The organism is Microbulbifer maximicatervae (SeqCode), assembly GCF_052467325.1.
The window spans coordinates 4,265,268-4,287,007 of the sequence record NZ_CP174310.1 but is presented as its reverse complement, the minus strand read 5'-3'; the positions used below and the strand labels follow the sequence as shown (position 1 = coordinate 4,287,007).

Below are 21,740 nucleotides of genomic sequence, written 5' to 3'. Positions count from 1 at the left end.
AGATTAATATGTTGAAGAAAATTGTTATTTCCCTGGCACTGACTTTGTCCGTATTTTTTGGTTTTATTATTTGGATTAAGAGCCTAATTCCACCCCAAGAGCAGGACTTTTCCACTACGACAGTAAGTGACCTGCCGTATTTACAACAATTACCCAGGGAAAGCCGAGGAAAAATCTTAGCTGTTGTCACCAGTACTGAAACGATGGGAGATAGTGGCAAGGCAACTGGTTATGAATTAACTGAACTGGCACGCCCCTATTACATTTTTTCAGCTAACGGATTTATTGTCGATATTGCCAGTCCCAAAGGCGGCAAACCGCCTGCGGTGATCGATAAAGATGATCTGGGGCCTTTCGACTATGCCTTTCTCAATGACCCAGAGGCACAACAAAAGGTCAACAACAGTATTCCTATCGATCAGGTTTCAGCAGAGGATTACCAGGCCGTATTTTTTGTCGGCGGTAAAGGCACCATGTTCGATTTCCCCGACAATCCCCATATCCAGTCCCTGGTGCGGGAAATCTATAACAGCGGCAAAATTATCGGAGCGGTATGCCACGGGCCAGCAGCCCTTGCCAATGTCACTCTGGATAATGGCAAGCCCTTAATCGCCGATCGGCAGATCAGTGCTTTTACTAACGAAGAGGAGCTTTTTCTTATCCCTGACGCCGAGCAACGATTTCCATTCCTGCTTGAGGATCGCTTACGTGAGCAAGGCGCGCTTTTTCAGGCTGGGCCCACTTACCTGGAACAAGTCAGCGTGGATGGCCAGCTTATTACCGGGCAAAACCCCTGGTCCACCTGGCTGGCGGCTGAGAGTATGGTAAGCGCGATGGGCTATACCCCAGTTCCACGCCAAGTCACTCCGGCGGAGCAGACCGTCAGATTACTACTCACTTATGAGCAGCGCGGCTTTACCGAGGCCACAGAGAAATTACACAAGCTGCAGGAGAAAGGGGAAATAGACCAGCGCCTACTGGCCATGCACGGCGTTGTCTCTGTTATGCGTTGGGAGCCGGGCAGGGCTCTGGACATAATCAGACTGCTATCCAAGAGCCAGGATTGATAGAGTCCCTCAAAAATCCAGCTAGCCAGCCTGCTCTAGGGGCTGGCCATTTTCATCCACAAATAATACATCGCGAATGCTAAGTTTTTGTCCCTGGGCATTCTGCACAGCAACTTCGGAGATAGGCTCACCACTGTTTTTATCGACCAGATGCATCCCATCTTTATTGCCGTTCCAGCGCAGATTCCACTGGCGCAAAGCGATTACCACCGTAAACAGGTCCCGACCTTTTTCCGTTAAGCGGTACTCGTAGCGAGTGCCGTGTTCACCCGCATCAAAGCGTACCAACACCTCGTTATCCACCAGACGTGATAACCGATCCACAAGGATATTTTTGGCAATTCCCAGGTTTCTTTGGAAATCCACAAAACGGCGGGTACCCAGCATTGCCTGCTTAATTATCAGCAGGGACCACCAGTCCCCCACCTCATTTAGGGCGCAAGCCAGGGAGCAATCAAGATCATCAAAGCGTTTACGTGACATACCCCTAGTATACCGGCAAAAAAGTTGCAATACGAAACCAGATATTGAACTCACCACCAAAATAAGGTTTTATAACGCAACCGTTTTAATTGTGACCTAGTGGGACCAGTGAGTCCCAGTGTTGAATCGAGACATTCAGGAGAGAAATATGAGTGGTTCCCTGGACAACCTACTGCGTCCTTTCGAGCATAAATCCCTAAAGCTGCGCAACCGGGTCGCAATGGCCCCCATGACCCGCACTATGTCACCGGGCTATGCAGCCAATGACCAAGTGGCCGGCTATTACCGCCGCCGAGCTGAAGGTGAAGTGGGACTGATTATTACCGAAGGCACCTTCGTTAATCATAAAGCCGCAAACGGTTACGAGAATGTACCGGCAATCTACGGTGAGGCCGCTCTCGCCGGCTGGAAAAAAGTGGTAGACGAAGTACACGCTGCCGGTGGCCAGATTATCCCGCAGTTATGGCACGTAGGCTCCGTGCGCAAAGAGGGCATAGGCCCGGATAAATCAGTGCCCGGCTACTCCCCCTCAGGCCTGTTCAAACCCGGCAAGCCCAATGGCCAGGCGATGAGCAAAGAGGACATCCAGGAAGTTATACAAGCTTTTGCAGACGCAGCCAAAGCAGCCAAGGAAATTGGGTTTGACGGTGTAGAGATTCACGGCGCCCACGGCTACCTGATCGACCAGTTTTTCTGGGAAGGTACCAACCAACGCGATGACGAGTACGGTGGCTCGATCGAAAATCGCACCCGCTTTGCAGTGGAAATTATCAAAGCGGTACGTGAAGCCGTAGGCGAAGATTTCGCCATAGTGCTACGCTACTCCCAATGGAAGCAGCAGGATTACGAAGCCAAGTTGGCGCAAAACCCGGAAGAACTGAAACGCTTCCTGACACCGCTGGTTGAAGCCGGCGTTGATATTTTCCACGCCTCGACAAGGCGCTTCTGGGTGCCGGAGTTCGAAGGCTCCGATCTCAATCTGGCAGGCTGGACCAAGGAACTGACTGGAAAACCGGTAATTTCTGTCGGCAGTGTCGGCCTTGACGATGATTTTATCGGCGGCAATAACCAGGGTATGGGCGGTACCGCTAATCCTACCGATTTAGGCGAACTGACCCGCCGTATGGATAACCAGGAGTTCGACCTGATTGCCGTTGGCCGCGCGCTATTACAAGACCCACACTGGTTCGCCAAGGTGCGTGAAGATCGCGCGGAGGAAATCACTCCGTTCACCAAAGAAGCGCTAATGAGCCTAAGTTAATTATTCCTAATAAAAAAGCAGCCGCAAAGGGCTGCTTTTTTATCTACATTTTTTAAAAATTTATTGGAATCACGGCCAAATAAATTCTACCGGCCACAATTTTTGCGAATCCTGATCGTACTCATTCCACAGCTGACGATAAGTTTTCTGCTCAACCGGATGCAATACTTCTGGAGCTATCTCTGCCAGAGGCTGTAAAACAAAGGCATTTTTTACAATCTCACCTCTAGGCAATTTTACCCCGTCGACAGTTCCGGTCAGGTGATCATAGGTGAGAATATCAATATCCAGGGTTCGTGCACTGAACTTGGGCCCGGAGCGCAGGCGGCCATTGGCATCTTCAATGCCGCGCAGACACAGGGCCAGTTGACCTACCGGCAAGTCAGTTTGCAGCCCAACCACCAGGTTGTAAAAATTATCGCCTTGGAAACCCACCGCTTCACTTTCGAAGACCCGGGACACCTGTAACTCGCCAAACCGCCCTGCCAGGGCATCCAGCGCTGCGCGGATATATTGCGCACGATTGATATTACTGCCGAGGCTGAGATACACCTGAGCCACGTTTACACTCCCGCAGACATCGCTGCTGCACCTTTTGCCGGCCTCTCGCCGCGCTCAATAATGACACCCACATCCCTGGACCCTCTGACCGCGCCGGGCTTGGACAAACGCAGTCGCAGCCAGCTTACAGAAAATTCTTCCCTGACAATTGCCGCAGCCTGTTCCGCCATGGTCTCCACCAACAGGAACTCACTGCTTTCAATAAAAGCGATCAAGCGCTTGGCCACCGCTTTATAGTTAAGTGTGTACTCGATATTGTCTGTGCGCGCCGCCTCACTAATATCGAAGGCCATCTCCAAATCGAGACTGACCGTCTGGCGCACTTCCCGCTCCCAATCGTAAATACCAATAATGGTATTCACCTTTAAATCCCGTATATAAACAATATCCATTTATCGGCTCTTTTCTTTTTAATGCCAGGCTATCCCTGGGATTTTTAAAGTTCGGTCTTGGGCAACTCTGTCATGGGCCAGCGCGGGCGCACATCCACCGCAAGGCTCGTCTGCTCCCCTGCTTTTAAACGTAAACTACCGGCGTAGGCGATCATGGCGCCGTTATCAGTGCAGAATTCATGGCGGGGATAGTAGACGCTGGCGTTATCCTTTCGCAGGCTCGTTTCCAAACGCTCACGCAATAATTTATTTGCGGAAACTCCACCGGCAATCACCAGGGTTTTATAGCCAGAAGCCTTAATAGCGCGACGGCATTTAATCACCAGGGTATCCACTACCGCCTCCTGGAAAGCCGCAGCAATATCTGCGCAAGTCTGCTCGTCCGGCAAACCATCCTCGAGGGCGTGCTTGCGCACCGTCGTCAGGGTGAAGGTTTTTAGGCCTGAAAAACTGAAATCCAAGCCCGGTCGATCCGTCATAGGACGGGGGAAGGTAAAGCGTTTGGGATCTCCTTTCTCCGCCAGGGCAGCCAAACGCGGGCCACCGGGATAATCCAGGTCGAGCATTTTGGCGGCCTTATCAAAGGCTTCGCCGGCTGCGTCATCCAGGGATTCACCCATCAGTTCGTAATCACCGAGCCCCCGCACCTCCACCAGCTGAGTGTGTCCGCCGGAAACCAGCAGGGCCACAAAAGGAAAGGCGGGCGGATTATCCTCCAACATTGGGGCCAGCAGGTGGCCTTCCATATGGTGCACCGCCACCGCCGGGATATCCCAGCCATAGGCCAGTGCACGGGCCGCGCAGGCCCCGACCATCAGCGCTCCCACCAGACCGGGGCCCGCGGTATAGGCGATACCATTGAGGTCTGAAGGGCTGGTCTCGGCCTTCTTCATTACCTGTCGAATCAGCGGCAAGAGTTTGCGCACATGATCGCGGCTCGCCAGCTCGGGGACTACACCGCCATAATCGGCATGCAGGTCCACTTGACTGAACAGGGCATGGCTGAGCAAACCGGACTCAGAATCGTAAATAGCGACGCCAGTTTCATCGCAGGAAGTTTCTATACCAAGGACGCGCACTTGATTTCATTCTCGTGACTTCTTCGAAGGGCGGTTATCATACTGGAAAATGGGGTTGCGATCCCGTATAGGAGTGTTTAGAATTTGCGCCCTCGCTGTGAACCGGCCACCGGATGCAACTGCGAGAGCATTGCCGGAATGGCCGAGAGAAACGAATTTTAACAGGTATCCTAATGCCCTCTGTACGAATCAAAGACAACGAACCTTTCGATATCGCCCTGCGCCGTTTCAAGCGCTCCTGTGAAAAAGCAGGCGTACTGTCTGAAGTACGTCGTCGCGAGTTCTACGAGAAGCCCACCGCTGTTCGTAAGCGCAAAGCTGCTGCCGCTGTAAAGCGTCACGCTAAAAAGCTTCAGCGCGAAAACCGCAAGTTCCAGCGTCTCTACTAAGAGCCGCAGGCTGCATAAGCCTGTCGCAGCGAGGCGGCCGGACGGGCTTAGCCCGTAGCGGAGCTATAAAGAACGGCGTGCGAGCCATACTCGCGCGCCGTTTTTCGTTTGGGCTAACGCATTTCCCCCGCCCAGCAGACAAGCTATCCTAAGCCCCTGATCCAAAATTCATTGCCAACAATCTCGGAACACTCACTATGAGCACTCTCAAGGAAACCCTGACTCAAGCCACTAAAGACGCAATGAAAGCGCGAGACAAAGAGCGCCTGGCCACCCTGCGCCTGATCAACGCCGAGATCAAACGCGTTGAAGTCGACGAGCGCATCGACCTGGATGACGCCCGCATCCTCGCCCTGCTGGACAAAATGACCAAGCAGCGCCGCGACTCCATTACCCAGTACGAGAAAGCTGGCCGGGCTGAACTGGCAGCAGTAGAGCAGGCTGAAATTGAAGTTATCCAGGAATTCCTGCCGAAGCAGCTGAGCGAAGCTGAGATCACCGATATCGTTGCCTCCGCCGTCAAAGACACCGGTGCCAACAGCATGGCGGATATGGGCAAAGTCATCGCCCAGGTTAAACCCCAGGTGCAGGGCCGTGCAGATATGGGCGCGGTGAGCAAACTGGTGAAGGCCCAACTGGCCTAAGCTGAGCGAATCCCCATGGCCGGCAAGATACCCCAGCACTTTATCGACGATCTGCTCGCAAGGGCAGATATCGTCGAGCTGGTGGACAGCCGGGTCAAGCTGCGTAAAACCGGCAAAAACTACTCTGCCTGCTGCCCCTTCCACGACGAGAAAACCCCATCGTTTACCGTGAGTGCGGACAAGCAGTTTTATTACTGTTTCGGCTGCGGCGCCAATGGCAATGCCATCGGCTTCCTCATGGAGTACGACCGCCTGCCCTTCCCAGAAGCGGTGGAAAAACTCGCGGCCACCCGTGGACTGGAAGTTCCCAGGGAACAACTGGCACCGGGGCAAGAAAAGCGCCAGCGGGAGAGTCAATCTCTCTACCAGTTCACAGAGAAAGCCGCCGACTACTACCGTGAACAGCTGCGCAACCACCCCGCCGCAGGCAATGCGGTGGCCTACCTGCGCAATCGCGGTCTCTCCGGTGAGATTGCCCGGGACTTTGGTATCGGCCTTGCGCCCCCGGGCTGGGACAACCTGCTCAATGCATTAGCCGATACCCCCGAGAAAGCGGATCAACTGGAACTGGCAGGCCTGGCCATTCGCCGCCAGGACAGTGATGGCAACACCAAGCCCAACGCGCGCCACCACTACGACCGCTTCCGCAACCGTATTATTTTCCCGATCCGCGACCAGCGCGGGCGCGCCATCGCCTTTGGCGGGCGGGTACTGGGCGACGACAAACCCAAGTACCTGAACTCCCCGGAAACCCCGATTTTCCACAAGAGCCGCGAACTCTACGGCCTGTGGGAAGCGCGCCAGGCCAACCGCAATTTAGAGCGCCTGATTGTGGTTGAAGGCTATATGGATGTGGTGGCACTGGCCCAGTTCGATATCCGCTGCGCCGTCGCCACCCTGGGCACCGCTTGTGGCGAAGACCATATTCAGCTCGCCTTCCGCCACACCTCGGAACTGCTGTTTTGCTTTGACGGCGACCGTGCCGGCCGCGCTGCCGCCCGCCGCGCTCTGGAGTCGGCCCTGCCGCAGATGCAGGACGGGCGCAGCCTGCGCTTCCTGCTGCTGCCGGAAGGCGAGGACCCGGACACCCTGGTACGCCAACTGGGCGGTGAACGTTTCCAGCAGCTAATTAAGGAGCAATCCCTACCGCTGGAAGATTTTCTCTTCGACCTGCTGAGCGAAGATATCAACCTGCAGACCATGGACGGCCGCGCGCGCCTGTCCAAACTCGCCGCCCCCCTGCTGGACCTGCTGCCCGATGGCGTCTACCGCCAGCTGATGTTCCAACAACTGGCCTCGCGCACCGGGCTCGACAAGGAAACCCTGCAAGAGGTTATCCGCACAGAAAAAGCTCGCACGCCGCAACAGCCCCACCCGCAACCTACAGCTGCACCGGGAGAGCCAAACCAAGCACCCTCCCCTCACGAGGAGCTGGAGCACCGCACACCGCCGGAACCCTGGCAGCGCGACAGCAACTCCAGTGAAAGTGCAGCACCGAGTTACGACAGTCCGCACCACCAGAGCCAATATCTCCTGCCACCAGAGCGCATGCTGATCGCCCTGCTGTTGCACCACCCGGAGCTGGCAGCACAAATCGAAAATCCAAAGCAATTCCCCATCGACGGCAATACAGACCTGGCATTGTTTATCCAGCTGGTGGAACTGTACAAAAGCCGCCCCCAATTAAATTTCTATCAATTGATCGGCCACTGGCGTGCACACCACAGCGCAGAATCTTGCGATACCCTGGCCAAGCTCGCTATTTCTCCACTGGTATCGGTCGCGCGCCAACTCGCCCAGGATGACAGCAACCTGGAATACGATCCGCACACCGAATTTAACGACTGTCTACTGCGCCTGAAACAAGCTGCAGACAAACAGCGCAACCGCGATTTACTCGATCAACTCAGGAACAGCGCCCAGTTGAGCCCCGAAGAACAACTGGCTCTATTAGCCAATTGGCGAAAAAAGCAGAATTAATAAGCGCCAACCCCTTGAAAACTGCGGGCTCAGCACTATATTCACTCACCCCCGCCGGGCGGGATCGGGAACCCCAGCACCCTAAACATCGCACCTACGCCGTTACTTGACAGCTAGAGTGGTTATTGCTAGTGCAAATACGCTATAATCCCGCGTCTTTGTCCCGTATTTTCATTCCCAGAATTCAGGGTTGTGCATGACCGACAAAACCCAGCAACAGTCCCGCATTAAGGAACTGATCGCCCGCGGTAAAGAGCAGGGCTATCTGACCTATGCCGAGGTAAATGACCACCTACCGGAAGATATTTCCGATCCCGATCAGGTGGAAGACATTATTGGCATGATCAACGACATGGGCATCAAGGTGTTTGAAACCGCACCGGATGCCGAAGAGTTGTTGATGGCTGAAGGCGACAGCTCCGCTGATGAAATCGCCGCAGCCGAAGCTGCCGCTGCCCTGGCAGCCGTAGAGTCCGACGTAGGCCGAACCACCGATCCAGTACGCATGTATATGCGCGAAATGGGCACCGTAGAGCTGCTCACGCGCGAAGGCGAGATCGCCATTGCCAAGCGTATCGAAGAGGGCCTGCGCGAACTGATGGCCGCCCTGGCCTACTGGCCGGGTGCAGTGCAGCAGATCATCGATGAGTACGCTCTGATCGAGAAAGAAGAGCGCCGCATCCCCGATATTATCTCCGGTTGGCTCGACCCCGCCGACGAGGTTCCGCCCGGAGCCCAGGCCGGCCAAGCCGCCGCCGCTGCCAGCGCGCCGGAGTCATCAGATTCCGATGATGATGACGACGACGACAGCGATGACGACAGCAGCGACGAGGAAGAGGAAGCTACCGGCGGTATCGACCCCGAAGAGCTCGCCGAACGCATGAACGCGCTGATCGCCGCACAGAAAGCTGCCGACGAAGCCATCGCCGCCCACGGCCGCGACTCCAAAGAAGCTGGCCAGGCCCTCGAAGCCGTTGGCGATGTATTCCGCTTCTTTAAACTGGCTCCCCGCCAGTTCGAACCACTCTATGGTGAAGTTCGTTACGTACTCGACAGCGTACGCGAGCAAGAACGCGTGGTTATGGCCATGTGTATCAAACGCGCCCGCATGCCGCGCAAGACTTTTATCAAGGAATTCCCCGGCAACGAGACCAATGATGATTGGATTCCCGCAATCATCAAGAAAAAGCGCGATTACTCCGATGCCCTGCGCCACGTCGTAGACGAAGTTGTTCGCGCCCAGCGCAAACTGGCTCAGTTCCAGGAGCGCGCTAAGCTGGACGTAGGCCAGATCAAAGAGATCAACCGCCGCATGTCCATTGGTGAGGCCCGTTCACGCCGCGCCAAGAAAGAGATGGTCGAAGCCAACCTGCGTCTGGTTATCTCTATCGCCAAGAAGTACACCAACCGCGGCCTGCAGTTCCTGGACCTGATCCAGGAGGGCAACATCGGCTTGATGAAGGCTGTGGATAAGTTCGAATACCGCCGCGGTTACAAATTCTCCACTTATGCCACCTGGTGGATTCGCCAGGCCATTACCCGCTCTATTGCAGACCAGGCCCGCACCATCCGTATCCCGGTACATATGATTGAGACTATTAATAAGCTCAACCGTATCAGCCGCCAGATGCTGCAGGAAATGGGTCGCGAGCCCACTCCGGAAGAACTGGGCGAGCGCATGGAAATGCCGGAAGACAAGGTGCGCAAAGTCCTCAAGATCGCCAAAGAGCCGATCTCCATGGAGACGCCTATCGGCGACGACGAAGACTCCCACCTGGGTGACTTTATCGAGGATCAAAATCAATCCTCGCCGGTGGATACCGCCACTCAAACTGGACTGCACGACGCTACCCGCTCCGTACTCTCCGGCCTCACCGCCCGTGAAGCCAAGGTACTGCGTATGCGTTTCGGTATTGATATGAATACCGACCACACGCTGGAAGAGGTGGGCAAACAGTTTGACGTAACCCGCGAGCGTATCCGTCAGATCGAAGCGAAAGCATTGCGCAAGCTGCGACACCCCTCCAGGTCGGAGCATTTACGCAGCTTCCTCGACGAGTAAGCGCTAGACTAAAGCCCGGTTCAACCGGGCTTTTTTTTGTGACATAAAGATGACCTCCCCGCGCAGGCTTAGTGAAAGCAGGAGATAAGCATGCAAAAAGAAATGGCGAATAAGCAGGAAAAATCTGAAGAGCTTGCCAACAAGCCCGGCAAGAAAGGGTTTGCGCGCCTCCTGGCTGCCACTAGCTACTCCAGTCAGGGGCTCGTCGCTGCATGGCGCAATGAGGAAGCTTTTCGCCAGGAAGTAATTGCCGCCTGCCTAATGGTGCCTCTCGCACTCTGGGCCGGGGAGACACCTACTGAGCGCGCCATATTGATTGCAGCCGTGATGTTTGTCCTCCCAATAGAACTTATCAACAGCGCTATTGAGGCGACCGTGGACCGCATCGGCCCCGAGAAACACCCACTGGCCAAGATTGCTAAAGACACAGGCTCCGCCGCCGTGGCCGTCGCCCTCTTTGCTGCATTCCTGGTTTGGTGCTGTATCCTTATCCCCAAACTGCCGATTTAAATACTTTAGTATGAGATTTTGACCTCCATTTCGCATAAACAAAACAACTGTACCAATTGCAGCTTCTAGTTAAGACTACCGAACCAATTAAGGTGTTTGGCAGCTTTCGCAAGGTGGACGTCTACCCCATAAAGATTCAGTTGTTGGCGAAAGCTTGAGCAACAGGGAAAGAAGATTTCAAGAATTTGCCCATATCGGCTTTGAGTGCTAACAAAGGCATTGATTTGCAAGGGAAAATCTTGTACTTTTCCCAACCGCTTGCAACGATCCTCGCAAGCAATGTGTGGGCCCTTAGCTCAGTTGGTTAGAGCATCCGACTCATAATCGGCAGGTCCTGGGTTCGAGTCCCGGAGGGCCCACCACCTTCTTATGTTCACAATACGTTGTGATTTTTGCTTAAGACCTAGTGAAAAAATCAAACCACTGGGTACCAATCCCATTTCGCATCAAAAATACATGATTTATCGTTGCTCGAGCAACTTTACTCGTTAAAAAATATATATTTAAAGTTTTGCCGATAAGCTGCGAAAGATCAGCTTCTTTTCTGGTGTAGTAACATCCACTCCTAATTTTGGAAATGAGTGCTCACTTTTTGCATCCCAAAGTTACAGTGAGGTCTTAATATATTTATCTCAAATGAAACTGACTTTTGAACTCATAAACCAAGTTTAAAGGAGGCAATAAGCTTAAAATTTTATGCACGTCTTAAGGAGTATAAGTCCGCCATGTTTCACTCTAGTACTTCATTAAATTGTGACAGATTATTTTGCATTGTAGTCAGAAGCTCTCTGCAATGCCCAATCTCCGGAGAAAATGCTTCTTCCAAACTTGTAATTTTCTGGCATAACCAACTGTTCAGCGTCAGCCATTCTTCTTTATTGTGGCCATTTGCTGAAATTTCTGTAAATACCCTGGAGCCGATATAACTATCCAGACGGTCCCACACCAAAGTATCACCAAAGCGCGACTCAATTTTATTCTTTTTAGAAAACAAAGAATCAAACAAATATTTATTTTCATCACGCTCTGAACGTCCTATGACAAATTCAGCCCGGATAGAGTCTTGATTCAATACAACTTGATAAGTCACCTTAGTCAAACCAGATCGCCCTCGGAGACTGTTCTGAGTCATGGCATTTGCATTATCAAATAACCTACAGTCACTTTCACGCATAATTTCAATGAACTGCTTCCAGAACTCTCGCCGTGTATGGTGGCGCTGAGCTAGCTCACGAGCATTGGTCTGCTCTTCCTGCTTCTTTTCTGCCAGACCGATCACATATTCCTCGACCTCTTTCATTGGTAATATCTGCTCTAGACTCAGGAATAATTGATCTCCTTTCGCGTAAGGCACAGCCTTAATACACTGAAGACGCAGGTTATGACGCATCAACCAGTGTGCGGTAGAAGTTACTTCACGACGAAAATGCGCAGCAACAAGAATGATGCGCTGCTCAGCATCAGGGTTCAAAATCAGCTCATCGAAATCCCTATCAGCAAAGAATTCCACTAATCGTTCCCGCGCACTTTGATTCTGCTCGCAACCTCTTTTATCAAGAAAACGCTGATAGATTTCTATGATCTGACTTTTTGTTAGGCTGGCGCAGTAGGACGCGTACTTTAGTGCTTGCCATACTACATCACGTCCAGAATCATCGAGTTTATTTTCAATAATTACTAAATGACCATGTTTATCCAGGGCAAGCAGGTCTAAGCGTTCACGAGTCTCATTAAAACCATCAAATTCCTTTTGAATAATAAGCAATTCCTCACCCAGTACTTCGGGATTGGCTGCTAACCACTCTTGCAGATGTTCGCGTTCACGGAAGCCTAAATCAGAAAACTTTTTCAACTTAAGTGGCTCGAGTCGATTAGTATTCCTGTCAATTTGATACATTGATAGACCTCGGTTTTGGGTATTTAAGAGCTATAAATGTGCTTATTACGCCTGGTCGCTGGTTACCTACGTATATGCCACTACAATTAACCCCAGTCTATCTAAGGCTTATGAATCACAGAAGAGATTGACATAGATAATTGCCATCGCAGCTTAATGACCTCATTCATAGACATCAATTTAGGCCTGTTAAACTCGATGATTAACTTCCGTACACTTGGGTATAGGGAACTATCACTCAACACATAGGGAAGAAATAATGAAAGTAATAGCGCTAAAATCACCAGGCGGACTAGAAAACATTTCGGCTAGTGACATCGCTGACCCGGGAGCACCCGGCCCAGGCCAAATCCGTGTTGCAATTAAAGCCTCCTCCCTCAACTTCCACGATCTTTTGGTTGCCAACGGCGGTATTCCCACAGAAGACGGCCGTATTCTGATGTCTGATGGCGGCGGTATCGTGAATGCAGTTGGTGAGGATGTTACCGATTTTCAGGTCGGCGATTCTGTTGTGTCGTGCTTTTTCCCTCAGTGGCCAGCAGGTACGCCTATGGCTTCCGTGGGTAACTTTGCCAATACGCCTGGTGACGGTATCAATGGGATGGCCGCTGAGTTTGTTGTGTGCGATCAGAGCGCTTTTACCCTTGCCCCAAAAGGCTGGAGCTACGCCCAGGCGGCAACCATTACTACCGCAGGCCTTACTGCTTGGCGGGCATTGGTAGTAGACGGCAAGGTAAAACCTGGCGACACAATATTGACTCTAGGCACTGGCGGAGTATCTATTACGGTAATTCAGATTGCCAAAATACTGGGGGCCAAGGTTATTGTTACTTCTTCTTCCGACGAGAAACTGGAGCGCGCTAAAAAATTAGGCGCCGATCATGGCGTCAACTATCGCACTCATACACAGTGGTCAAAAAAGGTTATGGAGCTGACGGAAGGCAAAGGTGCGGACCATATTATTGAGCTCGGTGGCCCCGGTACACTAGAGCAATCGATCCATTCAGTCAGAGTTGGCGGCCATATTTCATTGATTGGTGTTTTAACGGGCCGCTCGGGAGAAGTGCCCACGGCACTGTTGATGGCCAAGCAGGCCCGGTTACAGGGCTTGATCGTTGGAAGCCGTAGGGATCAACGGGAATATGTCACCGCATTGGAAACCAGCCAAATACAGCCAGTGATTGATAAGTCTTACCCTATGGAGGAACTGGCTGCGGCATTTGAGTACCAAGCCAGCGGGTCGCACTTTGGCAAGATCTGCGTCGAGTGGTAATGGAATAGCTCTCAATCTCGCCGCACTCTTAAAGCTAAGACACTTGTGAGAGCGCGGCTTAACGATTCCTACTGAAATATGAGGGAGACACTCCAAATTGGCCATAAAAAGCCCGACGAAAGCTATCATAGCTCGCAAACCCTACCTGCCGAGCCACCTGAACAAGGCTTGCTGATTCACAGGTGATTAAATCCCGCGCCCGGTTTAAACGGAGTTGGTTTAGATAATGTCCGGGGGTGCTATTAAGATGTTGCTTGAACAAGCGAGTTAACTGGCGATCGCTGACGGAAATACGCTCCGCCATATCGGAAACGCTGATTGATTTCTGGTAATTCTCCGACAGCCACTCCAATAGAGGATTGAGCCTCATACTGTCGCTGGATTGCACTTTAAGCAGATCAGAGTACTGGGACTGCCCTCCCCTGCGTTGCAGATAAACCACCAGGTCTTTAGCCACACTGGCCGCAATAGTATTGCCATAATCCTGGCGAATTACTTCCAGGGCCAAGTCGACTCCAGATAGAATTCCCGCTGAAGACCACAGTTTTCCGCTTTCAATAAACAAAGGGTCCTGCTCAACCTGATAATTGACTGCTTTCTCGGCAAGCTGCCGGCAATGCCGCCAGTGAGTGGTAATACGGTGCTGTTGTTCCGGAAATATATCTGTTAGTAAGAATGCACCTGTACAGATACTCAAGACGCGCTCTGCTTTGTCTGCGATTGCACGCAGCGCATTTACCTGCTTTGGACTTAAGCGCAGCTGCCGCATCCCAGTACCGCCAGTAATGACCAGGTAATCAATTTCCGTATCTTGGTAAATATCAAAATCCACGGATAGGGCTTGGCCGTACGCGGTTTTAACTGGCGCCTTGCTTAAGCCTATCAAGCGACTTGTATAGGCCTCACTAACGAAACTATTAGTCTCCATAAAGGCATCCAAGGGGCCAAAAAGGTCTAACGCCTGGAATCCATCAGCAACAAAAAAACCTATCTTCTTGGTCATAGCATCTCCTCCACACAGGGAATTGTACTCCAGTGGGTACGTCTGCTATGACACACTTACGACATAAAACGACATTGGTGCTTCACCTGAACTAGCTCAACATAGAACTATCTCCATGAAACTGAACCACCCAATCTCATAAGGCTAACAGAAAATTAGCTAGTCAGTCCAAATCCCACAGCAATTAAAACTCTCACATTCAGCTGCTCAATATTTGTAAGCTTCTTATTGTCTAAACTGTTCGTACCAAATTGTTCAGCTCTTATCCTAAGTAGGAAATTTTACTCAACAGCAAATAATCATTGATAAAATACTCATGGCGCAACTGAACCAACCATGATGCCGGTCAAGTAAAAAAAATTAATTTAGAGTTAACCTTCAGTTTTATTCACCAAACAAACTGCAGTTGTATTTTGCACCTACACCAAGTTTCCACTCTATAAAAAAATTATTACTCCAAAAGTACCAATACCTAAAGCACAAGAAATACAGTAAGGATGTATTAAATGGCGTTACAGAAGTCCCCCGGACAAAAAAGAAAATCAGTGGTACGTACAGTATGTATTTTAGTTTTCCTTATTCTGACTTACTTTCTGTCAAACTATTACTCTCGTGCCAACAATGAATCATTAAGTTGGGTCGAAAATAACACACCTGTAGGAAACCTGATTCAAGCAGCACCTATCACTATAGGTATCTGCCTCGTCTTATATTGGATTTTAAGCTTCTTGTTTGTAAGGGAGTCAAAAAAAGCACTACCCGAGGGCTTTTATACTGAGACGTCCTGGCTTGATATCGATGATAACTACCTCGTCGCCTTAGAAGGAGATGAACTCGTCTATTTTGATATCCCGAAAGAACAGGCTTCAACTGCTCAATCCGCCTATCAAGCGGGGAAATCCCCTGAAGAAATATATCATTTGTGTAAACCTGATACCGCAGCACGAATCCCTCTCAATGAAATAAGTTCACTTAGCAGTGACCATAATTCAGATGTAATAACTATCAAGCACGGGGATAAGACCCATTCTGTTGAGTTCTTAAATCAAACAGTAAAAGCGCACGCATTAGAACGTATCGAGAAACAACTACCTGAGACAATGGATTATCAGTATATTCAGCGGTCTCGTTTGCAAGCCACTCTACCGTCACTTGTGATAGCAATACTGTTAATAGGCCTTATCTACTGGCTTGACTCATTTATTTTCCGTGCGATAGTTGGTTTTATTGGGCTAACCTCTGTGGCCCCGAACCTTTTGTCCAAATTAATTAGTCCGACAGAGACACGCCTCTGGGAGAAAGTCGAAGAAACCTCTGTAGAGCACGCATAGTGCAGAAGATGGCCAGCTTCGGCTGGCCGCTTTAATAGAGCTATCTGTTGCTCATAATCAAGCTCAGCTATACTGTCCCCAGAATAAACATAACGTCAGTCTGAAGACCCATTGGGATAGCAGAGATTATGAACTTCTCTTCATTAGCTTTTGCCATGCTCACCACAGCAACTACTCCTAATAGTTGCACAGATGGTATCGCTTTACTCCGTGGAGTAACAGCCATTGCCGCTGAATACCCTTGGCTGAGTGCAGATAAAAAAGATTATATAGTCCGAGACTATCCACGAATGTATCTCGTGCTACCTAAAATACCAGGGGAGCAAACAGTCGGTAATGAACAGCCTAATGCCGCGGTGGATAAAGAAAGCTGCCAGGTTATTAATGTGTTTCTTTCTAGCTAATTTTATTTAGTATCTCAAAGCTCCCTACGGCTTAGTTCCGGGAGCTCTCCCCCTATCTACTACTACCCTTGCTCGGCATAAGTCAGTGTATTGTTATTTTCGTTACACTCATCGACGAGATTGGTAAAGTCAGCAGTTACCTCTAAAACCGCATCCGGATCAAAAACCCAGTAACCCAAAGTAAATACAATACTTACAGTGCCACCTGCTGGAATTGCAGGCGTCGCCTGTACATCGTTGGCTAATGTATCAATATCTAAAAGGCGAGCCTGGCTGATTGGCGCTGCCAGAGCACCTATATTAGTGATATCGACTACGATGATGGATTGCCCGGTTCCAGGATTCCAGATCGGATCATAGATTTGGCTCACTATCAGGTCAGGTTTATTACATACACACAGACACATATAGTGATCATCTTCTTTGACACCATAAGGGGTTCCGACATAGCAAACCGACTTATCGTCAAACTGATTACCATAGAGCCAGTGAGATGATGGGTCATTGACAGGTTTCTCGATTATTTCAGGGTCGCGAGTTACCTTACAAACACTGGTAGATTCAAAATCATCTATCAGGTCAGTAGCAACCTCTGACTCAGGCACCCCTCCAACCCAAATTGCACAAGTCCGACGACATGTCAGTGGACCCTGCCCCTGCCAATAATTTGGAAACCAACCCGCTTCATAGTTTTGCATACTTAAATCTTGAATTGGATCTGCATAACTGGCAACCGTGAAGAAATAAGTAGTAACTACAATGAATATACGCAAAATAAATTTAGACATAACTCCCTCCTTTGAATTAAAAATACATATTGAATTTGCCCAATATAGTGCTCTTGCACAGTTAAAACAGAATTTATGAGCAGGGCGATTGTAAGCAGACTTTACAGCAGATCTATTAAGATTGATAAAATTATGGCGGGCATTTTATTAGCGTGTATAAAATTCAACAACAAATCAAATAATACCAATCTATAAATTTCTAAAAACAATTAGAGCTACTAAAACAACCTTCCAAAGGTTATTAACCTCAGAAGGTTAAAAGTAGCTAAAATAATTCACAAGTGGAATAACCAACCACCTATAATTCTCCCAGGCTATAAAATACAGCCATCATCCTACCGAACAGAGTCAGAAGCAGGTAAAGCTAGAATCCCTGGAGATAGCAATAAGGCCTGCAGAGCTCTCCATATACGTGAATCGCAGACCACAAAGGCACCCAACTATCGCTACAGTTCAGCCAAGCTCCAAACTATGGTGAGTGCTACGCTAACAGATAACAAACATAAGTAGGCCATACCAACAAATGAATATTTACAAAGCGTCATGAACCAACCCTGCTGATATATTCGCTTCTGCATCCAAAATAAATATATCAGCACCCAAATAGACAGTGACACCAAAGCATTCTCATAAAGAGAAGACATTATTGAGTGACTGATTAACTTGCTGCTTATCATGTATAAGATATTGGCAATCAGGATACTTAAAAATATAAATGCATGACTGTGCAAAGCTACAATAAAATGCTCCATATAGAGCCTGCGCTTAAAAATATATAGCACCCACAACATTAAAGCGAATATAGGCAGCATTACTATTAGTGCATAGGGGAGTACTTTAAGAAAGGCCTTCTTTAAACGGTTTGGATCCTCAGTTACCTGCTTGATATTTTGATTAGCACTTTGAACCTTACCATCAATCCAATCTTGAAAAGGCTTCGGCAGCCCCTCAATATCCACCCTTATAAATCTGCTCTTTTTATCATCGGCAATGGCATTTCCTTCAGGTTGAATTTCAGGTGCCAAACCCTCTCTGGAGGCTATTTGCGCATCGCGATAACCTCTTTCAACCTCATTCTCAATAGCCTCTTTAAGCCCCTTTTCAGTTTCCTCTTTGGCTTTAATCAAACTGGCATCAATGTCATTAAGTTCAGCTAGTAAACCTTTCCGCTGAATCTCTTCAGCTCGTACTAATTCAGTCTCATGTGAAGAGGGGGCGATTCCCAATATCTCTGACCGGGAGCTTTCATGAGGTATATCAACGCCAGCAAGGGTAATATCCCAGTCTCCACTCAAACGAGTTACAAAAAGACTGGTGATACAGAGAAAAATAAATAGCCGTACAGGGCTTACATATCGAACACGACGACCAGAAAAATACTCTGTTGTTAAAAACCCTGGTCGGAAGAATAGCGCAGGTATGGTTTTCCATGTTCTGGAGTCAAACGCCAACAAGGTATCTAAGAAATCACCGATTACAGATGAAAAATGCCGCACCATACCTTTAACGGGCTGACCACAAGCATAACAATGGGGACCTAACAACTGTGTACAGCAGTTTGCGCACTTATTATCTTCATTACAAACACTTGCTATTGATGTCGTACTACTCAAGACCTACTTCCTTCGACATTCCCTTTAACTACTTACCACAAGTAATCCGAAAGTCCAATTTTCTGAACTGAATTACGAATATAAAAATTTGCAATACAATATTCTGAATATAGACAGTGCTGCGAGCGAACTCTTTAGCTTGAATAACTTAACATCTAAACAGCACAGTTTCACCAACACCAACCATTAAACGCTTATGCGTTTAATGGTTGGAATCCTATTAGGATATATCCTTATAACTCTGCCAAACTCCAAAATACAGTAAGAGCCGCACCAACAGATAATAAAACTAGATAGGCTAAACCCAAAAAAGAATACTTAAACAGGGTCATGATCCAACCCTGCTGATATACACGCTTTTGCATCCAAAGAAGATATATAGGAACCCAAAGAACTAATAGTGCCATCAAGCTGTTAAGAGATGAGGATATAAATGCGTATCCTTCCAGTTGACTACTAATACTATAAAACAGGTTGCCAATCAGAATACTCAGGCAGATAAAAGCCTGGCTGTGTAACGCTACAATCAGGTGTTCCATATAAAGTCTGCGTTTAAAGACGTAAAGCATCCACAGCATCATGGCAAATATTGGCAGTATGACTATAAGAGTTGACGGAAGAGCTCCCAAGAATGCTTTTTTGAAACGATTTGGATCATCGGTCACCCTTTCTACATTTTTATGGGCACTCTCTACTTTGCGATTAATCCAATCTTCTACTGGATTAGGAAGCCACCCAATTTGCAAGAATTCTCTATCTAGCTCACTAATAGTCTCATTCAATCCTAAGGCCAGTTCCTCTTTAGAAAAATTCTCGGATCCATTTTGACCTCCATCAATCTCGCTTAAGCTTTCATTGAGCTCATGCAATTCACCGGTAAGGTTCGTATGACCGCTAATGAGATCTTTTTCAACATCTTCCAAGATAGCGATAGCATAACTATTATCAGCGTGCTTTTTTTTGCCTTCTCGAATATTTTCAATAGCATCGTTATAACCTTGGCTCGCTTTTTCAACATCTACTGACTCAGCCTTTACATTTCCGAAATTAATAGCCCAATCACTATTTATCTGGGTTACAAAGAAGCTGGTGAGACATAGAAAGATAAACAAGCGCACAGGGCTGACATAACGCACCCGTCGACCGGAGAAATACTCAGCGGTTAAAAATCCAGGTCTAAAAAACAGAGAGGGTATTGTTTTCCATGTGCGGGAATCAAAAGCAAGCAGGGTATCAAAAAAGTCTCCAATTACTGAGGAGAAATGACGAACCATGCCTTTAACCGGTTGACCACAGGCATAGCAATGGGGCCCCAATAGCTCTGCATGACAATTGGCACAATGGTTTGGATTATAATCCGAATTATTTGTAGAGGTTGCAGTGCTCATTACCGCTCACCGAATCACTGATTATCTTATTCACCTGGCAAAAGCTTCCAGGCCCAAGTATCTGCTAACGAACCAGAACTGAAATACCTCAATTAGCAGAACTCTACTAATATCCCGAATATCAGCTGGAGTACAATTTTTTTAATGACTTATAGGTATTAAGAGAGAGGTAAAAGAAACGCGCCGACTATTAGGCGCGTTTCGAAGGGAATTTGGCATAAATTGCCGGTTGCTAATTATCCAAAAGGAAGCGTGCAATTGTACGCAGGCCGTGCCCTTTAGCACCTGGCGCCCACTGATCATTGCCACTGGGCTGGTAAGAGCCTGAAAGGTCCATATGCACCCAATTGCGACCTTCATCCCGTACAAAGCGAGCCAGGAAGGAGGCTGCCGTAGATGCACCAGGACTTCCCTCAATACCAACATTGGCGATATCGGCAAAGTTGGACGGGGTTTGCTCAAGGTGGAAAGGCTCTAAAGGCAGTCTCCACGCCTTTTCATTTTCCTCAGAAGCTGCAGACAATACCTTTTGGGCTGCTTCATCTTCAAAACTAAAGACAGAGTTGAAATCCCGACCTACAGCCATCTTTGCTGCACCGGTCAGAGTAGCGGCATCCAATAACCAGCGAGGATCTTCTTCCGAAGCTGCAATTAAACCATCGGCCAGCACCAGGCGCCCTTCAGCATCGGTATTCAGTATTTCTACACTCACTCCGTTTTTATATTTAATAATATCGCCCAATTTAAAGGCATGACCGGAGATCAGATTTTCTGCGCAGCAGAGATAGAGTTTGACCCGCTTGTTGAGACCTCTGGCTATTGCAAGAGCCAAGCCTCCAGTTACCATGGCCGCGCCACCCATATCGGATTTCATTGTGGCCATGTTGTTGGACGGCTTAATGCTGTAGCCGCCGGAGTCAAAAGTAATTCCTTTACCCACCAAACACATATCAACCGGCGCCTGGTCATCACCCGTCGGGTTGAAGTCCACTTGTAACATCACCGGCTCACGTACACTACCACGCCCAACGTTATGGATACCGACAAACCCTTCACGCAGCAGGTCATCCCCGGCAACTATACGGTAAGTTACCGCACTGGGAGCCAGCTTTTGCAGCATTTCTGCAGCGCTCTCCGCCAATACACGCGGAGACACATCATCAGGAGTACCATTAGTAATTTCACGAACCCAGCGACTGGCATTTTCACGGGCGGCGAGTTCTTTTAACTCGGCGCTGTCATCAGTCCCCCAGTCAATTTTGTTGGATTTACGCGGGTTAAAAAAACCTGCCCAAAATGCCCAGCGGCTTTCAATGCTCCAGCTTTCTCCTTTGAGGACAACATCGTTGACCCCCATACCATCGAGCTTTCGGGCAGCTCGCTGCGCTGCAACCAACACAGCGCCTTTCGCAGCGCTAATATGAATATTGGCAGCGCTACCATCAAAGCTCAGCAGTGCTGATTCTCCCCAGGGTTCCGGCGCAAAGCCCTCAACCAAATGAATATGCATAGCCTTTGTCATACAACACCTATTTTGAAACTTGTGTACCAATTTTATCGGTATTTCTCCTGCATTCTAACAGGACATCAAAAATACTTGATGATTGCACCGCCA

Annotated in this window: 20 protein-coding genes and 1 tRNA gene; 11 read left to right on the top strand and 10 right to left on the bottom strand. The window is 49.1% G+C overall.

What is annotated here, in order from left to right:
• Window positions 1–8: 8 nt before the first annotated feature.
• Entirely contained in the window at window positions 9–1,067 is a 1,059-nt protein-coding gene (locus ACJJIE_RS19135) for a type 1 glutamine amidotransferase domain-containing protein (protein ID WP_282934463.1), read from the top strand.
• A gap of 21 nt (window positions 1,068–1,088) precedes the next feature.
• On the opposite strand, the gene ACJJIE_RS19130 is transcribed toward ACJJIE_RS19135, so the two are convergent.
• Window positions 1,089–1,550, bottom strand: a complete 462-nt coding sequence (locus tag ACJJIE_RS19130) for a winged helix-turn-helix transcriptional regulator (RefSeq protein WP_282934464.1) — start codon at window positions 1,548–1,550, stop codon at window positions 1,089–1,091.
• A 148-nt stretch (window positions 1,551–1,698) separates the two neighbouring features.
• Here ACJJIE_RS19130 and ACJJIE_RS19125 point away from each other — a divergent pair, with 148 nt between their 5' ends.
• On the top strand, window positions 1,699–2,811 hold the full coding sequence (locus tag ACJJIE_RS19125; RefSeq protein WP_282934465.1) for an NADH:flavin oxidoreductase: 1,113 nt from the start codon (window positions 1,699–1,701) through the stop codon (window positions 2,809–2,811).
• Between the two features lie 69 nt (window positions 2,812–2,880).
• Here the strand turns inward: ACJJIE_RS19125 and folK are convergent, their stop codons facing one another.
• Genes folK through tsaD form a run of 3 tightly spaced genes read right to left on the bottom strand, consistent with a single transcriptional unit; the run spans window position 2,881 to window position 4,843 of the window.
• Entirely contained in the window at window positions 2,881–3,372 is a 492-nt protein-coding gene (gene folK / locus ACJJIE_RS19120; RefSeq protein WP_282934466.1) for a 2-amino-4-hydroxy-6-hydroxymethyldihydropteridine diphosphokinase, read from the bottom strand.
• 2 nt (window positions 3,373–3,374) lie between these two features.
• Window positions 3,375–3,764 (bottom strand): dihydroneopterin aldolase, encoded by a 390-nt coding sequence (gene folB / locus ACJJIE_RS19115; protein ID WP_020411528.1) that lies wholly within the window; start codon window positions 3,762–3,764, stop codon window positions 3,375–3,377.
• Between the two features lie 44 nt (window positions 3,765–3,808).
• Window positions 3,809–4,843 (bottom strand): tRNA (adenosine(37)-N6)-threonylcarbamoyltransferase complex transferase subunit TsaD, encoded by a 1,035-nt coding sequence (gene tsaD / locus ACJJIE_RS19110; protein ID WP_282934468.1) that lies wholly within the window; start codon window positions 4,841–4,843, stop codon window positions 3,809–3,811.
• A 173-nt stretch (window positions 4,844–5,016) separates the two neighbouring features.
• Between tsaD and rpsU the strand changes: the two genes are divergently transcribed.
• From rpsU to ACJJIE_RS19080, 6 genes are all read left to right on the top strand, one after another.
• A complete protein-coding gene (rpsU, locus tag ACJJIE_RS19105; RefSeq protein WP_020411530.1) occupies window positions 5,017–5,232 on the top strand; it encodes a 30S ribosomal protein S21 in 216 nt (71 codons plus the stop codon).
• A 197-nt stretch (window positions 5,233–5,429) separates the two neighbouring features.
• Window positions 5,430–5,876 carry a GatB/YqeY domain-containing protein gene (locus ACJJIE_RS19100; RefSeq protein WP_108731584.1) on the top strand — a complete coding sequence of 149 codons (447 nt, stop codon included), beginning with the start codon at window positions 5,430–5,432 and terminating at the stop codon, window positions 5,874–5,876.
• A gap of 15 nt (window positions 5,877–5,891) precedes the next feature.
• Window positions 5,892–7,856: a DNA primase gene (gene dnaG / locus ACJJIE_RS19095; RefSeq protein ID WP_444892680.1), complete on the top strand. Its 1,965-nt coding sequence runs from the start codon at window positions 5,892–5,894 to the stop codon at window positions 7,854–7,856.
• A gap of 196 nt (window positions 7,857–8,052) precedes the next feature.
• Window positions 8,053–9,918: an RNA polymerase sigma factor RpoD gene (gene rpoD / locus ACJJIE_RS19090; RefSeq protein ID WP_444892679.1), complete on the top strand. Its 1,866-nt coding sequence runs from the start codon at window positions 8,053–8,055 to the stop codon at window positions 9,916–9,918.
• Window positions 9,919–10,008: 90 nt separating this feature from the next.
• A complete protein-coding gene (locus tag ACJJIE_RS19085) occupies window positions 10,009–10,428 on the top strand; it encodes a diacylglycerol kinase (RefSeq protein WP_282934471.1) in 420 nt (139 codons plus the stop codon).
• A gap of 285 nt (window positions 10,429–10,713) precedes the next feature.
• Window positions 10,714–10,790 (top strand) — tRNA-Ile (locus ACJJIE_RS19080).
• A gap of 368 nt (window positions 10,791–11,158) precedes the next feature.
• On the opposite strand, the gene ACJJIE_RS19075 is transcribed toward ACJJIE_RS19080, so the two are convergent.
• Window positions 11,159–12,325 carry a DUF4268 domain-containing protein gene (locus ACJJIE_RS19075; protein ID WP_444892678.1) on the bottom strand — a complete coding sequence of 389 codons (1,167 nt, stop codon included), beginning with the start codon at window positions 12,323–12,325 and terminating at the stop codon, window positions 11,159–11,161.
• A gap of 259 nt (window positions 12,326–12,584) precedes the next feature.
• On the opposite strand from ACJJIE_RS19075, the gene ACJJIE_RS19070 reads away from it, so the two are divergent.
• Complete coding sequence (locus tag ACJJIE_RS19070) at window positions 12,585–13,598, top strand: zinc-dependent alcohol dehydrogenase family protein (RefSeq protein ID WP_444892677.1); 1,014 nt, start codon at window positions 12,585–12,587, stop codon at window positions 13,596–13,598.
• 58 nt (window positions 13,599–13,656) lie between these two features.
• Here the strand turns inward: ACJJIE_RS19070 and ACJJIE_RS19065 are convergent, their stop codons facing one another.
• Window positions 13,657–14,601 (bottom strand): GlxA family transcriptional regulator, encoded by a 945-nt coding sequence (locus ACJJIE_RS19065; RefSeq protein ID WP_444892676.1) that lies wholly within the window; start codon window positions 14,599–14,601, stop codon window positions 13,657–13,659.
• A 506-nt stretch (window positions 14,602–15,107) separates the two neighbouring features.
• Between ACJJIE_RS19065 and ACJJIE_RS19060 the strand changes: the two genes are divergently transcribed.
• Both ACJJIE_RS19060 and ACJJIE_RS19055 read left to right on the top strand, forming a co-directional pair.
• On the top strand, window positions 15,108–15,932 hold the full coding sequence (locus ACJJIE_RS19060; protein ID WP_444892675.1) for a hypothetical protein: 825 nt from the start codon (window positions 15,108–15,110) through the stop codon (window positions 15,930–15,932).
• 128 nt (window positions 15,933–16,060) lie between these two features.
• Entirely contained in the window at window positions 16,061–16,336 is a 276-nt protein-coding gene (locus ACJJIE_RS19055) for a hypothetical protein (RefSeq protein ID WP_444892674.1), read from the top strand.
• A gap of 62 nt (window positions 16,337–16,398) precedes the next feature.
• On the opposite strand, the gene ACJJIE_RS19050 is transcribed toward ACJJIE_RS19055, so the two are convergent.
• The 4 genes from ACJJIE_RS19050 to pepB form a co-directional block, all read right to left on the bottom strand.
• Window positions 16,399–17,124, bottom strand: a complete 726-nt coding sequence (locus ACJJIE_RS19050; protein ID WP_444892673.1) for a CARDB domain-containing protein — start codon at window positions 17,122–17,124, stop codon at window positions 16,399–16,401.
• 446 nt (window positions 17,125–17,570) lie between these two features.
• Window positions 17,571–18,737 (bottom strand): DUF3667 domain-containing protein, encoded by a 1,167-nt coding sequence (locus tag ACJJIE_RS19045; protein ID WP_444892672.1) that lies wholly within the window; start codon window positions 18,735–18,737, stop codon window positions 17,571–17,573.
• A gap of 233 nt (window positions 18,738–18,970) precedes the next feature.
• Entirely contained in the window at window positions 18,971–20,125 is a 1,155-nt protein-coding gene (locus ACJJIE_RS19040; protein ID WP_444892671.1) for a DUF3667 domain-containing protein, read from the bottom strand.
• A 232-nt stretch (window positions 20,126–20,357) separates the two neighbouring features.
• Window positions 20,358–21,647: an aminopeptidase PepB gene (gene pepB / locus ACJJIE_RS19035; protein ID WP_444892670.1), complete on the bottom strand. Its 1,290-nt coding sequence runs from the start codon at window positions 21,645–21,647 to the stop codon at window positions 20,358–20,360.
• Window positions 21,648–21,740 lie beyond the last annotated feature (93 nt).